The following is a 12858-nucleotide window of genomic DNA, read 5'->3' on the forward strand; positions in this document are numbered from 1 at the left end:
TGACGCGCTCCCGCTCAAAACCCTGAACCCCACCCGCCCGGATCCGTGCGGTCCTGGCGGGTGGGGTTCCGGTGGCCATGCGTCGAATATATGTCCGCTCCGGCGGAGCGCAACATGCGTCCCGCCGGCGGAAAGCGTCAGCCTTCGGAGCCGGTCGGCTCGGAGGCGGCGTCCTCGCTGCCGATCTGCGGCGCGGGAGCCGATTTCGGCGCGCCGTCCTCGTCGTCCTGCGGCTTGAACAGCTCCTCGCGCGACACGGTGCGCTCCGTCACCTTGGCCTGGCCGACGATGTGGTCGACGACCTTCTCCTCGAACAGCGGCGCCTTGATCTCGCCCAGGGCCTGCGGGTTCTTGGTGTAGTGCTCCCAGACGGCCTTCTCCTGGCCAGGATACTGCCGCGTCAGCTCGACCAGCGCCTTGCCGACCTCGGAATCCTCGACCTTGATGCCGGCCTTCTCGCCGACTTCGGCGAGCACGAGGCCCAGGCGCACGCGGCGCTCGGCGATGCGGCGATATTCCGCACGCGCCGCCTCTTCGGTCGTGTCCTCGTCGGCGAAGCTCTTGCCCGAGCGGCCCTGCTCGCTCTGCACCTGCCGCCAGATGTTGTCGAACTCCTGGGCGACGAGGCCTTCGGGCAGCTCGAAGCTGTAGCGCTTGTCGAGCGCATCGAGCAGCGAGCGCTTGATGCGGTCGCGCGACGCGCGGGAGAAGTCCTCCTGCATGCGGGTGCGGATCGCCTCGCGCAGCGCGTCGAACCCCTCGAAGCCGAAGGTCTTGGCGAAATCGTCGTCGAGCTTCTGCTCGCCCGGCGCGCCGACCTCGCGCACCTTGACGTCGAAGGTGGCGTCCTTGCCCGCCAGTTCGGCCGAGTTGTAGTCGGCCGGGAAGGTCACCGAGATGCGGCGCTCCTCGCCCGCCCGCGCCCCGACGAGCTGGTCCTCGAAGCCCGGGATGAAGGTGTTCGAGCCGAGCACGAGCGGCGCGTCCTCGCCCTTGCCGCCCTCGAACGGCACGTCGTCGACGCGGCCCTCGAAGTCGATCTTCAGGCGGTCGCCCGAGGCCGCGACGGCATCGTCGCCCTGCCGCGGCTCGTAGGAGCGGCTGCCCTGGGCCAGCGTGTCGATGGAGCGCTGGATTTCCTCGTCGGAAATGTCGGCCACCTGGCGCTCGAGTTCGAGGTCCTCGAACGAGCCGGTCTCGAAGGTGGGGATCGTTTCCACCGCCACGGTGAAGCTGAGGTCGCCCTCGGCCTCCATGGCGCGCTCCACCTCGGCCTGGTCGGACGCGAGGTCGATCTTCGGCTCGAGGGCGAGGCGGAGGTTGTTGTCCTCGACGATCTTGCGGTTGGCCTCGTTGACGGCGTTCTGCACGACGTCGCCCATGATGGAGCGGCCGTAAAGGCGCTTCAGGTGCGACAGCGGCACCTTGCCGGGACGGAAGCCGTTGATGCGGACCTTGTCCTTCATGCCGACGAGTTCGCCCTGGAGGCGGGACGCCAGATCGGCGGCGGGGAGCACGACCTTGTATTCGCGCTTCAGCCCGGAGGCGCTGATCTTGGTAACCTGCATCGTCTCAGTCCTTCACAACTCGTCTCGGTGCCGTGGATCGGCGAAAGAGGGTCCCCGGGGCACGCCGCGCGCCGCGGCTCCGCCGGATGCGGTGCCGCGCGGCGGTGGCGGATGCGAGGAAGGGTCGGCGCCGGCCCGGCCGGACCCTGCCGAAATGGTGCGGGCGGAGGGACTCGAACCCCCACGACGTGAGTCACTGGAACCTAAACCCAGCGCGTCTACCAATTCCGCCACGCCCGCCCGTCTCGCAACCGGCCAACCCGGACGCAGCGTCTTATCAACGCCCCCGGCGCGATGCAGCAAAAAAGTGGGGCTCAGCGCAGAGGTCCGCGAAAGGCCGAGACCGCGAAGGAGAAGAGCGCCCAGGCGGGCCCGGGGCCGTGGACGGCACCGGACGTGGCGCGGCCGATCGCTGCCGCGAGCGCGACCGCCGCGACGGCGGCGATGAGGGAAACGTGGCGCATGGACGGGCTCGCCGAAACGGGACGGCGAAGCGCCGCGAGCCGGCGCGGGCGCAAGGTCGGGGCCGGGCGGGCCCGTCCCGGACCGGGACGCCCGGCGGCGGGCGCCCCCTGCCCCCCAAGTCGAGCGGGCCCCCGGCGGAAGCCGATCGCCTGCGACCGCCCCGTCCCGATCCGGGACGATGCGCGCGGCGGCCCCGCCGGCGGGCCTCGCGACCCTTCCGGCCGCGGCCGGGATCAGCGGAACCCGTCCCGGGCGAACAGGGCGCGCAGCACCGCCGGCAGGGCGTCGGGCAGGTCCTCGGAGATCAGCCCCGGCCCGACGTGGTTCGCCGCCGCCGCGTGGAGCCACACCGCCGCCGCGGCGGCCTCGAAGGCCGGCATGCCCTGCGCCAGGAGCCCGCCCACCATGCCGGCGAGCACGTCGCCGCTGCCCGCCGTCGCGAGCCAGGGCGCGTCCTCGCCCGCGATGGCGGCCCGTCCGTCGGGCGCGGCCACCACCGTGTCGGGGCCCTTCAGCACCAGCACGGCGCCGAGCCGCGCGGCCCCGGCGCGGGCGCGGGCGACCTTGTCGGGCGCGTCGAGCACCTCGTCCAGGCCGGCGAACAGCTTGGCGAACTCGCCGTCGTGCGGGGTCACCACCACCGGCCCGCCTGCGCCCCGCACCAGCGCGGCCAAGTCGTCCGCGCGGCCGGCGAAGAGCGTCAGCGCGTCGGCGTCGAGCACGGCCGCGCGGGCCCGGTCGCCTGGCGCCAGCGCCGCCGCGACGAGCGCCGGCGCGTCGGCACCGTGGCCGAGGCCGGGCCCCAGCACCACGGCGTTCTTGCGGGCATCCGCCAGGATGTCGCGGAGGTCGTCCGGGCCCTCGAACGGCTTCAGCATGATCGCGGTGAGATGCGCGGCGTGGATCGCCAGCGCGTCGGCGGGGCTCGCCAGGGTGACGAGCCCGGCCCCGACGCGCAGCCCCCCGCGGGCGCACAGCCGCGCCGCGCCGAGCGTCGGCAGGGGCCCCGACACCGTGAGCAGGTGACCCCGCGTGTATTTGTGGCCGGCCGCCGTCGGCTTCGGGTAATGGCGCGCCCACAGGTCCGGCCCGTCGTGGAACAGCGTCGGGGCGATCGCGTCGAGGACGGCCGCGTCGATGCCGATGTCGGCGAGCGTCACCGTCCCGCAACGCTCGCGGCCCGGCATCAGCAGGTGTCCGGGCTTCAAGCGGAAGAACGTCACCGTTTCGGTGGCACGGATCGCCGCGCCCGCGGGGCTGCCCAGCACCTCGCCCGTGTCGCCCGACAGGCCGGACGGGAGGTCGACGGCCAGCACCGGGCGGCGGGCAGCCGCGACGCGCTCGACCAGCACGGCCGCGGCGCCGTCGAGCGGGCGCGACAGCCCGGCGCCGAACAGGGCATCGACGACGAGGTCATGCGCCACCGGGTCGGCCGCAGCGGCATCGCCCACCGGGCCCGGCCAGGCCGCGGCGGCCGCGGCGGCGTCGCCCCGCAGCCGCTCGACCGGCACGGTCGACGCCACGTCCGCGGCATATCCGCGGCGACGCAGTTCGGCGGCCGCCACGTAGCCGTCGCCGCCGTTGTTGCCCGGCCCGCACAGCACCAGCACGCGCCGGCCGCCCGCCGCGTCCAGCATCCGCCCGGCCACGGCCGCGACGGCGCGGCCGGCGCGGTCCATCAGCACGGCGCCCGGCGTGCCGCCGGCCGCCGCGAGGCGGTCGGCCTCGGCCATCTGGGCTGTGGTGACGACCTCGATCACGCGCTGCATGGCGGCTCCCTTTCCCTCGACGGGACGGCCCGCACTCGCGCCGGCCTCCGTCACGTTCCCGGCATGTGGCGCTGAATCAGGCGTCGCGCGCTTGGCACGGGCGATGCTAATGTCGGCGCATCGGCGGAATCGCCGCCAACGTGGCCCGACCCGGCCGGAGCGCAGGCTCCCGGTCCGCTTCGCGCCACGGGCGGCCACCGCTCGTGCAATGTTCGCGCCCCGGCACAGGTTGGACCCCCGCATGAAGAAGATCGAGGCGATCATCAAGCCCTTCAAGCTCGACGAGGTGAAGGAGGCGCTCCAGGACGTCGGCCTGCAGGGCATCACCGTGACGGAAGCGAAGGGCTTCGGGCGACAGAAGGGGCACACCGAGCTTTACCGCGGCGCCGAATACGTCGTCGACTTCCTGCCCAAGGTGAAGATCGAGATCGTGCTCGGAGACGAGATGGTCGACCGCGCCGTGGACGCCATCCGCCGCTCGGCCCAGACGGGGCGCATTGGCGACGGCAAGATCTTCGTGTCGTCCATCGAGGGCGCCATCCGGATCCGCACCGGCGAAACCGGCAACGACGCGATCTGACCCTTCCCGCGCGGCGCCGGCCCTTGCGCGGGCCGCGCGGGGGCGGGTAGGCATCCGGCCGAGGGTCGCGAGACCGGCTCCGCGTCGCCGAGCCGCCTCGACCAGGACGCTCGGATCTCGACGCGTGTTCCGCCCGCCCGCCGCCCGTTCCGCGGAAGCCGGGAAAGCGGGACATGGCCGGGGTCCTCCCCGCGCGCCCGCACCGGAGCACAGCATGAAGACCGCACAGGATGTCCTGAAGGCCATCAGGGACCAGGACATCAAATACGTCGACTTCCGCTTCACGGACCCGCGCGGCAAGTGGCAGCACGTCACCTTCGACGTGAGCATCGTCGACGAGGAAGCCTTCGCCGAGGGCGTGATGTTCGACGGCTCGTCGATCGCGGGCTGGAAGGCCATCAACGAATCCGACATGACGCTGATGCCGGACCCCGAGACGGCCTGCATGGACCCGTTCTTCTCGGCCTCGACCCTGTCGATCGTCTGCGACGTGCTCGAGCCCGCCACGGGCGAGCCCTACGCCCGCGACCCCCGCGGCGTCGCCAAGAAGGCCGAAGCCTACCTCAAGTCGACCGGCATCGGCGACGCCGTCTTCGTCGGCCCGGAAGCCGAGTTCTTCGTCTTCGACGACGTGCGCTTCAAGGCCGACCCCTACAACACGGGCTTCGTGGTCGATTCGATCGAGCTGCCGTCGAACATGGACACCGTGTACGAGGGCGGCAACCTCGGGCACCGCATCCGCACCAAGGGGGGGTACTTCCCCGTGCCGCCGCTCGATTCGGCGCAGGACATGCGCGGCGAGATGCTCGCCGCCATGGCCAGCATGGGCGTCAAGGTCGAGAAGCATCACCACGAGGTGGCGTCGGCCCAGCACGAGCTCGGCATGAAGTTCGACCGCCTGACGCTGATGGCCGACGGCATGCAGATCTACAAATATTGCATCCACCAGGTGGCGCAGAGCTACGGCAAGTCGGCCACCTTCATGCCGAAGCCGGTGTTCGGCGACAACGGTTCGGGCATGCACGTACACCAGTCGATCTGGAAGGACGGCAAGCCGCTGTTCGCGGGGGACAAGTACGCCGACCTCAGCCAGGACTGCCTGTGGTACATCGGCGGCATCATCCGCCACGCCAAATCGCTCAACGCCTTCACCAACCCGTCGACGAACTCCTACAAGCGGCTGGTGCCGGGCTACGAGGCGCCGGTGCTGCTCGCCTATTCGGCGCGCAACCGCTCGGCCTCCTGCCGCATCCCGTACACGTCCAACCCGAAAGCCAAGCGCGTCGAGGTCCGCTTCCCCGATCCGGCCGCCAACCCGTACCTGGCTTTCGCCGCCATGCTGATGGCCGGCCTCGACGGCATCCAGAACAAGATCGATCCCGGCGCCGCCATGGACAAGGATCTGTACGACCTGCCCAAGGCCGAGCTGGCGCAGATCCCGACGGTCTGCGGTTCGCTCCGCGAAGCGCTGGACAGCCTCAAGGCCGACCACGCCTACCTGACCGCCGGCAACGTGTTCACGGCCGACCTCATCGAAAGCTACATCGAACTCAAGATGGCCGAGGTGATGCGTTTCGAGATGACGCCGCACCCGGTCGAGTACGAGATGTATTATTCGGTCTGACCCGCCCATCGCCTTCCGGGACCGCGCCAGGGGCGCGCCCGGAAGGATCTCTCCCCGTCAGCGACCCGGCCCGTCCCAGAATTCGCAGCGGTGGCGGGCCGCGACGTCGGCCGCCGGCCCGGGGTCGTGCGGCGAGAGCCTCACGACGTCGGCCGAGCTGCGGTAGCGCGGCCAGGCAGTCGCACCCTTCGGCCGGCCGTCCCACGCGAAACTGCCCCACAGGTCCTGCATTTCGGCCGACAGCCGCGCCTGCGCGTCGTCGAAGGCGGACGGATCGGCCAGCGCCCAGGGCCGGTCGAACACGTAGGCGATCTCGGACGTGTGATAGCTGCCGAGCCCGCCCGAGAAGGGCAGCGTCGGCAGGGAAAAAGCCGCCTGGGGATCGTCAAACTCGTAGGCGTAGACCGGCGCCCAAGCGCCCACGGCGCGGTCGAGGTCGAGCGCCGCGCAGCTGAAATAGCCATCCGTCAGCACGGCCGCATAGGCGGCCTTGGGAGAATCGAAGCGCGACGCCGGATAGTCGGCGAGGATCGCCGCCGCCCGCGCGCCGAAGAGGCGGCGGATCTCGGCCTCGTAGCTCGCATCCGACAGCAGGTCTGCGCGCAGTCCGCGCAGGTAGGCGAAGAGCCGGCCCTCGTCGCGATCCGTGCCGTCGATGACGGGCACCCGGTTGAACCGCCCCGACGCGAAGGCGGCGCGGGGCTGAAGCGGCAGCACGTCGAGCCCGGCCACCGGGGCCCAGGAGTTCGGACCGGTCACGCCGGGGCGCTCGGGCGCCGCCTCGACGACGTCCCCGGCCGGCAGGGCGCGAAGGCAGGCGAGCGCGTCGGGCCCGGAGCAGCCGAGGTCGTCCGCCATGCGGGCGCCGCCCGCCTCGGCGACGCCGGGCGTCACGCTGGTTTCGGGGATCACGCAGGCGCCGCTCTGCAGGATGGCGCGGGAGAACAGGCCCGCCGAGCCCGGCGACGCCATCTGGTAGCAGGCGCTCCAGGCGCCGGCCGATTGGCCGAACAGCGTGACGCGGCGCGGATCGCCGCCGAAGCCGCCGATGTTGCGCTTCACCCAAGCGAGCGCGGCGCGCTGGTCGAGCAGCGCGAAGGCGCCCTCGCCGGGCTCGCCGCGCAGCGACGGATGGGCGAGGAACCCGAGCGCGCCCAGGCGATAGTTGAGCGTGACGACGACGACGCCCTCGCGGCGCGCGAGCGCGCTCGGGTCGTACTGCCCCGACGTGCCGAGCACGAAGGCGCCGCCGTGGATCCACACCATCACGGGCCTGCCGCTCCCCGCCGCCGCATCGGGCGGCGCGTAGACGTTGAGCGTGAGGCAGTCCTCCTGGCCCAGCGTCGGGCCGCCGCCCCGTCCGCCCACCTGCGCCGACAGCGCCAGGTTCTGCAGGCAGGAGGAACCCAGGCGGGTGGCGTCCCGCGGCTCCGTCCAGGGTGCGGCCGGCTGCGGCGCGCGCCAGCGCAGAGGCCCGACCGGCGGCGCCGCATAGGGGATGCCGAGGAAGGCCTGCCCGCCGGCGGCCGCGGCGCCCACCACGGGGCCGCCGGCGGTCTCGACCCGGCGGGGCCGCGCGTCGTCGGCGTGGACGATGTCGTCGACGCGGCCGGGATCGAGGTCGCAGCCGCCGAGCACCGCGGCGACGGCGAGGACCGCGGTCCCCTTCGCGCGACGCATCACGCGAACCAGCCCCGCACGGCATCGACGCCGAAGGCCCCCGGCGCCAGCACGAGGAAGGCCCACACCAGGGCCGATGTCCAGTTGGCGGCCTGGAACGGCAGCGCCGGCATGGCGGCGAGGCCGGCGATCAGCGGCACCGTGGCGCGCAGGGGCCCGAGGAAGCGGCCGAGGAACACGCCGACGGCGCCCCAGCGGTCGATGTAGCTCCGCGCCCGCACCAGCATCCCGGGGTGTCGCGACAAGGGCCACAGGCCGGCGACGCGGTCCTCGAAATGTCGGCCGAGCCAGAACGACAGCCAGTCGCCGAGCGCCGCCCCGACCGCCGCCGCGACGAAGACGGGCAGGAACGCCAGCCCGGCCTGCCCGACGAGGCCGCCCACCGCGACGAGCACCAGCGTGGCCGGCAGCAGGAACGACACGAAGGCCAAGGACTCGCCGAAGGCCAGCGCGAAGCAGATCGGCGCCGCCCAGGCCTCGTGGTCGCGGACGAAGCCCACGATTCCCTGCCCCCATTGGGCGATCCACGCCATCAACTGCATGCGTTACAGCCTGAACTTGCCGACGTCGCGGTGCTCGGCGCGGATGCGCCGCACGGTGCCGCTGGAGCTGCGGTAGAGCACGGCCTCGGTTTCGACGATGCCGCGCGAGAAGCGGACGCCGTGGGCCAGCGGGCCGTCGGTGACGCCGGTCGCGGCGACGATCACGTCGCCCGAGGCCATCTCGTCCATGCCGTATGTCTTGTGCGGGTCGGCGATTCCCATGGCGGAGGCGCGCTCGCGTTTGTCGGCGCTGTCGAGGATGAGGCGACCCTGCATCTGGCCGCCGACGCAGCGCAGCACGCCCGCCGCCAGCACGCCCTCGGGGGCGCCACCGGAGCCGAGGTAGAGGTCGACGTCCGTCTTGTGCGGCTGGGCGGTGAAGATGATCCCGGCCACGTCGCCGTCGGACAGCAGGCGCAGCGACGCGCCGACGCGGCGGCAGGCCGCGACGAGGTCGGCGTGGCGGGGCCGGTCCAGCACCGCCACGGTGATGCGCGACGGGTCGACGCCCTTGGCGGCCGCGAGGGCGCGGATGTTGTCCTCGGGCGAGCGGTCGAGGTCGACGATGCCGGGCGGATAGCCCGGGCCGACGGCGATCTTCTCCATGTAGACGTCCGGCGCGTTGAGCAGGGCGCCGGACTGCGCCATGGCGAGCACCGTGATGGAGCCGGGCAGGTCCTTGGCGCAGAGCGTCGTCCCTTCAAGCGGCGCCACCGCGAGGTCGACCTTGGGGCCGTGGCCGGTGCCGACGCGCTCGCCGATGAACAGCATGGGCGCTTCGTCGCGCTCGCCTTCCCCGATCACCACGGTGCCGTCGATGGGCAGGCGGTTCAGCTCGCGCCGCATGGCGTCGACGGCGGCCTGGTCGGCGGACCGCTCGTCGCCGCGCCCCCGCCAGCGCGCCGCCGCCACGGCGGCCCGCTCGGTCACGCGCACGAGGTCGAGCGTCAGGCAGCGCTCGTCGATGTCGTCGACTCGGATGCTGGGCTCCGTCACGGCAAGGCCTCGCGTTTCGCGATCCGGGCCGGTCTCGGACGCTTCAGCCCCGCTCGATGCGGATCAATTGCGGCTTTCCCGCGATGGTGCCGCCGGCCTCGACGGCGTCGAGGGCTTCGCGGATGGTCACCTCGGAAGTCGCGTGGGTGATCAGCACCACGGGCACGTGGCCCGACGCGGACGACCGGAGCGAGGCCGCCGGCTGGCGCTGCATGATGCTTTCGAAGGAGATGTCGGCCGCCGCCATGCGGGTCGCGATGGCGGCGATGGAGCCCGGGCGGTCCTTGACGGACAGCCGCACGTAATAGCCGCCCTCGTGGCGCTGCATCGGGGCGCGGGGCGCGCGCTCGAGGGAGTCGGCCGGCCGGCCGAAGGGCAGCACGCGGCTGCCGCGCGCCAGGTCGGCGATGTCGCCGAGCACCGCCGACGCGGTGGCGTCGCCGCCCGCCCCCGGACCGACGAGCGTCAGTTCCGCCACCGCGTCGGCGTTCACCGCGACCGCGTTGGTGACGCCCTTCACCTCGGCGAGCGCCGTCCCCTTGGCCACCATGGTGGGGTGGACGCGCGTCTCGATGCCGTGCCGGGTGCGCTGCGCCACGCCGAGCAGCTTCACCCGGTAGCCGAGGTCGTCGGCGGCCGCGAGGTCGTCGGAGGTGATGGAGCGGATGCCCTCGACATGGATGGCGTCGAGGTCGATCGCGGTGCCGAAGGCCAGGGTCGCCAGGATGGCGAGCTTGTGGGCGGTGTCGTGGCCGTCGATGTCGAAGGTCGGGTCCGCTTCCGCGTAGCCGAGCCGCTGCGCTTCCGCCAGGCAGGCGTCGAAGCCGAGGCCCTCGGCCTCCATGCGGGTGAGGATGTAATTGCACGTGCCGTTGAGGATGCCGTAGACGCGGTCGACCGCGTTGCCGGAAAGCGCTTCGCGCAGCACCTTGATGGCGGGGATGCCGCCCGCCACGGCGGCTTCGAAGCTCAAGGACGCTCCATGGGCCTCGGCGGCGGCGGCGAGCGCCATGCCGTGGTGGGCGAGGAGCGCCTTATTGGCGGTGACGACCGATTTGCCCGACGCGATCGCGGCCTCGACGGCGTCGCGCGCCACGCCCTCGTGGCCGCCGATGAGCTCGACGAACACGTCGATGTCCGGCGCGCGGGCGAGCGCGACGGCGTCGTCGAACCATTCCGCCCGGTCCGGCAGGGTGCCCGCCTTGGCGCGGTCCCGGGCCGACACGCCCACGACCTCGACCGGTCGCCCGGTGCGGATCGCCAGGGCGGCGGCATCGGTTGTCAGGCGGCGGAGGACGGCACCGCCGACGGTGCCGAGGCCGGCGATGCCGACGCGCAGGGGGGACATGGTGGGATCCGGCTCAGTGGGGTGCCCGCGCGCCGCTCCTCAGCGTCGCCCGGGCCTGTGGCCCTGAGCCTTACACGCTGCACCGCCGCGGTGGAACCGCCGGTGAGCGAGTTTCAGACCGTTCGCGGATCAGCGGAAACCGCCGTTCCCGAACAGGAGGTACAGGATGATCAGGATGCCGATGATCCCGACGATGCCGATCCCCCCGCCGCCGTAATAGCCGCCCCGGTAGCCGTAGAAGCCGCCGCCGCCGAACAGCAGGATCACGATCAGGATCAGGATGAGGAGGGTCACGATGGCGGTCTCCGGACGGCGCCGGGGCGACCCCGAGCGGTCGCCCTGCGGCATCTCGCCGTCCCCTGCTCAACGTGACGGGACGGGAATTGTGCCGCACCGCCGGTGCGATTTCCCTTCACGCCGCGCGGTCGAGCAGCGAATCCCGCCGCGTGTCGGGCAGCCACACATAGACGATGAGCGACACGAAGATGAGCGCGCTGGCGTACCAGAAGAAGCCGTCCTCGAAGCCGCGATCCTTGAAGGCGAGCGCGACCGCGTCCGTCGAGCCGCCGAACACCGCCGCCGTGAGCGCGTAGGGCAGGCCGACGCCGAGCGCCCGGATGGCGGTGGGGAACAGTTCCGCCTTCACGATGGCGGTGATGGACGTGTAGCCGGACACGATCGCCCAGGCGACGCAGATCAGCCCCAGCGCCACGAGGGGGCTGTGGGTTTGGCGGATCGCGGTGAGGAGCGGCACGGTGCCGAGCGTGCCGACGACCCCGAAGGCGACCAGCAGCGGCTTGCGGCCGATCCGGTCCGACAGCGCGCCGTAGAGGGGTTGCAGCGCGATCGCGAAGATCAGCGACGCCAGCGTCACCGCGGTGGTCTGGTCGTCGCTGAGGCCGACGGACAGCTTCAGGTATTTCTGCATGTAGGTGGTGTAGGTGTAGAAGGCCGAGGTCCCGCCCACCGTGATGCCGATCACCACCAGCATGTTGCGCCAGTTCTCCGCCAGCAGGGCGCCGAACGGCCGGCGGTTGCGCGCCGCCGCGACGAACTTCTCCGATTCGGGCAGGTGGGCCCGCATGCGGAAGCCGTAGAGCGACGCCAAGGCGCCGATCGCGAAGGGGATGCGCCAGCCCCAGCTCTTCAGCTGGTCGGGCGTCAGGAACAGCTTCTGCAGCACGAACAGCAGCAGCACGGCGGCCAGTTGTCCCCCGATCAACGTGACGTACCAGACGCCCGAGTAGAAGCCGCGGTGGCGGGGCGGGGAAATCTCGCTGAGGTAGGTGACGCTGGTGCCGTATTCGCCGCCCTGGCTCAGGCCCTGGATGACGCGCGCCACCGACAGGATCACGGCGGCCCAGATGCCGATGGAATCGTAGGTCGGCGACACGGCGATGAGGAGCGATCCGAAGCACATGGCGAGGATCGACACCGTCAGCGACGAGCGGCGGCCGTAGCGATCCGCCAGGTAACCGAAGATCATGCTGCCGAAGGGCCGCATCAGGAACGCGATGGCGAACAGCGTCGCAGCCTGGAGCTGCTGCACGGCGGCGTCGTTCTTGGGAAAGAACGAGCCCGCGAAATACAGGGCGAAGGCCGAATAGGCGTAGACGTCGTACCATTCGATGAGGTTGCCGAAGGACGTGGCCAGCACGGCCCAGACCGTCGCGCCGGTGCTCGCCGTGGCCCCCGGCCGCCGATTCTCCATCGCGGCATCCGCCATGGCCCACCCTCCCCTTCGGCGGGGCCCACCGGCGCCGCATCGTCCTGAGCGGCGAGAGTTTCAGGTCGGACCGGGATGTTCAAGCCCCGGGGCGCGGTCAGGAGATCGCGAAATCCAGCACGGTCAGCCCGGCCAGCCCACCCTCGGCCGCCCTGACGAGGCGTGCGCCTGCGGCCTCGTGCTCGGGCAGCGCCAGGTAGGCGTCGCGGGCGGCGGCATCGTCGAAGTCGACCGTGAAGGCGTGGGTGTGGCCATGCGACAGGCCTTCGGGGCTGACGTTCGGCCCATGGGCGAAGGTCCTCATGCCGGGCAGGCGCCCGCGCAGGTCCGAAAGGTCGCCGAAGATGGCCGAAACCTCGCCCTGCGCCAAACCCTCCCGGAACCGCACCAGCACCACATGTCGAATCATCGCGCGCCGCCCGTCTTCTGTTGTGCGGCAGAAATAAGACGATCCATGGCCGCGCTCAACGGCTCCCGCGGCGGGGCTGCAATGCAGAAGCGAGGTGAGCGACCGCGCCTGCGACGGGCCGGACGACGAAAAGGGGCCGGCGCGATGCGCC

General features: G+C 72.0%; 12 protein-coding genes and 1 tRNA gene. 2 read left to right on the forward strand and 11 right to left on the reverse strand.

From position 1 onward, the window contains the following. Positions 1–137: 137 nt before the first annotated feature. From tig to D3273_RS12835, 4 genes are all read right to left on the reverse strand, one after another. A complete protein-coding gene (gene tig / locus D3273_RS12825) occupies positions 138–1568 on the reverse strand; it encodes a trigger factor (protein WP_129227139.1) in 1431 nt (476 codons plus the stop codon). A 155-nt stretch (positions 1569–1723) separates the two neighbouring features. Further along, positions 1724–1808, reverse strand: a tRNA-Leu gene (locus D3273_RS12830). Positions 1809–1882: 74 nt separating this feature from the next. After that, positions 1883–2032, reverse strand: a complete 150-nt coding sequence (locus D3273_RS28240) for a hypothetical protein (protein ID WP_165359479.1) — start codon at positions 2030–2032, stop codon at positions 1883–1885. A 234-nt stretch (positions 2033–2266) separates the two neighbouring features. After that, positions 2267–3802, reverse strand: coding sequence for an NAD(P)H-hydrate dehydratase (locus D3273_RS12835; RefSeq protein WP_129227141.1), 1536 nt, complete (start codon positions 3800–3802; stop codon positions 2267–2269). Between the two features lie 241 nt (positions 3803–4043). On the opposite strand from D3273_RS12835, the gene D3273_RS12840 reads away from it, so the two are divergent. Next, complete coding sequence (locus D3273_RS12840; RefSeq protein ID WP_129227143.1) at positions 4044–4382, forward strand: P-II family nitrogen regulator; 339 nt, start codon at positions 4044–4046, stop codon at positions 4380–4382. 214 nt (positions 4383–4596) lie between these two features. After that, on the forward strand, positions 4597–6006 hold the full coding sequence (gene glnA, locus D3273_RS12845; protein ID WP_129227145.1) for a type I glutamate--ammonia ligase: 1410 nt from the start codon (positions 4597–4599) through the stop codon (positions 6004–6006). A 57-nt stretch (positions 6007–6063) separates the two neighbouring features. Here the strand turns inward: glnA and D3273_RS12850 are convergent, their stop codons facing one another. The 7 genes from D3273_RS12850 to D3273_RS12880 all read right to left on the reverse strand — a co-directional run bounded on the left by D3273_RS12850 (position 6064) and on the right by D3273_RS12880 (position 12707). Then, positions 6064–7686 (reverse strand): carboxylesterase/lipase family protein, encoded by a 1623-nt coding sequence (locus D3273_RS12850; RefSeq protein WP_129227147.1) that lies wholly within the window; start codon positions 7684–7686, stop codon positions 6064–6066. Then, entirely contained in the window at positions 7686–8228 is a 543-nt protein-coding gene (locus D3273_RS12855; protein WP_428977775.1) for a DedA family protein, read from the reverse strand. The genes D3273_RS12850 and D3273_RS12855 overlap by 1 nt, the downstream gene beginning before the upstream one ends. A gap of 3 nt (positions 8229–8231) precedes the next feature. After that, positions 8232–9224 (reverse strand): class II fructose-bisphosphatase, encoded by a 993-nt coding sequence (gene glpX, locus D3273_RS12860; protein WP_129227149.1) that lies wholly within the window; start codon positions 9222–9224, stop codon positions 8232–8234. 43 nt (positions 9225–9267) lie between these two features. Further along, positions 9268–10572 carry a homoserine dehydrogenase gene (locus D3273_RS12865; protein WP_129227151.1) on the reverse strand — a complete coding sequence of 435 codons (1305 nt, stop codon included), beginning with the start codon at positions 10570–10572 and terminating at the stop codon, positions 9268–9270. Between the two features lie 129 nt (positions 10573–10701). Further along, entirely contained in the window at positions 10702–10866 is a 165-nt protein-coding gene (locus D3273_RS12870) for a hypothetical protein (RefSeq protein ID WP_207210772.1), read from the reverse strand. A gap of 118 nt (positions 10867–10984) precedes the next feature. After that, complete coding sequence (locus D3273_RS12875; RefSeq protein ID WP_428977776.1) at positions 10985–12283, reverse strand: MFS transporter; 1299 nt, start codon at positions 12281–12283, stop codon at positions 10985–10987. 112 nt (positions 12284–12395) lie between these two features. After that, positions 12396–12707: a Dabb family protein gene (locus D3273_RS12880; RefSeq protein WP_129227157.1), complete on the reverse strand. Its 312-nt coding sequence runs from the start codon at positions 12705–12707 to the stop codon at positions 12396–12398. Between the last annotated feature and the right edge of the window lie 151 nt (positions 12708–12858).

This window comes from Lichenibacterium minor, from assembly GCF_004137685.1.
GTDB lineage: Bacteria > Pseudomonadota > Alphaproteobacteria > Rhizobiales > Beijerinckiaceae > Lichenihabitans > Lichenihabitans minor.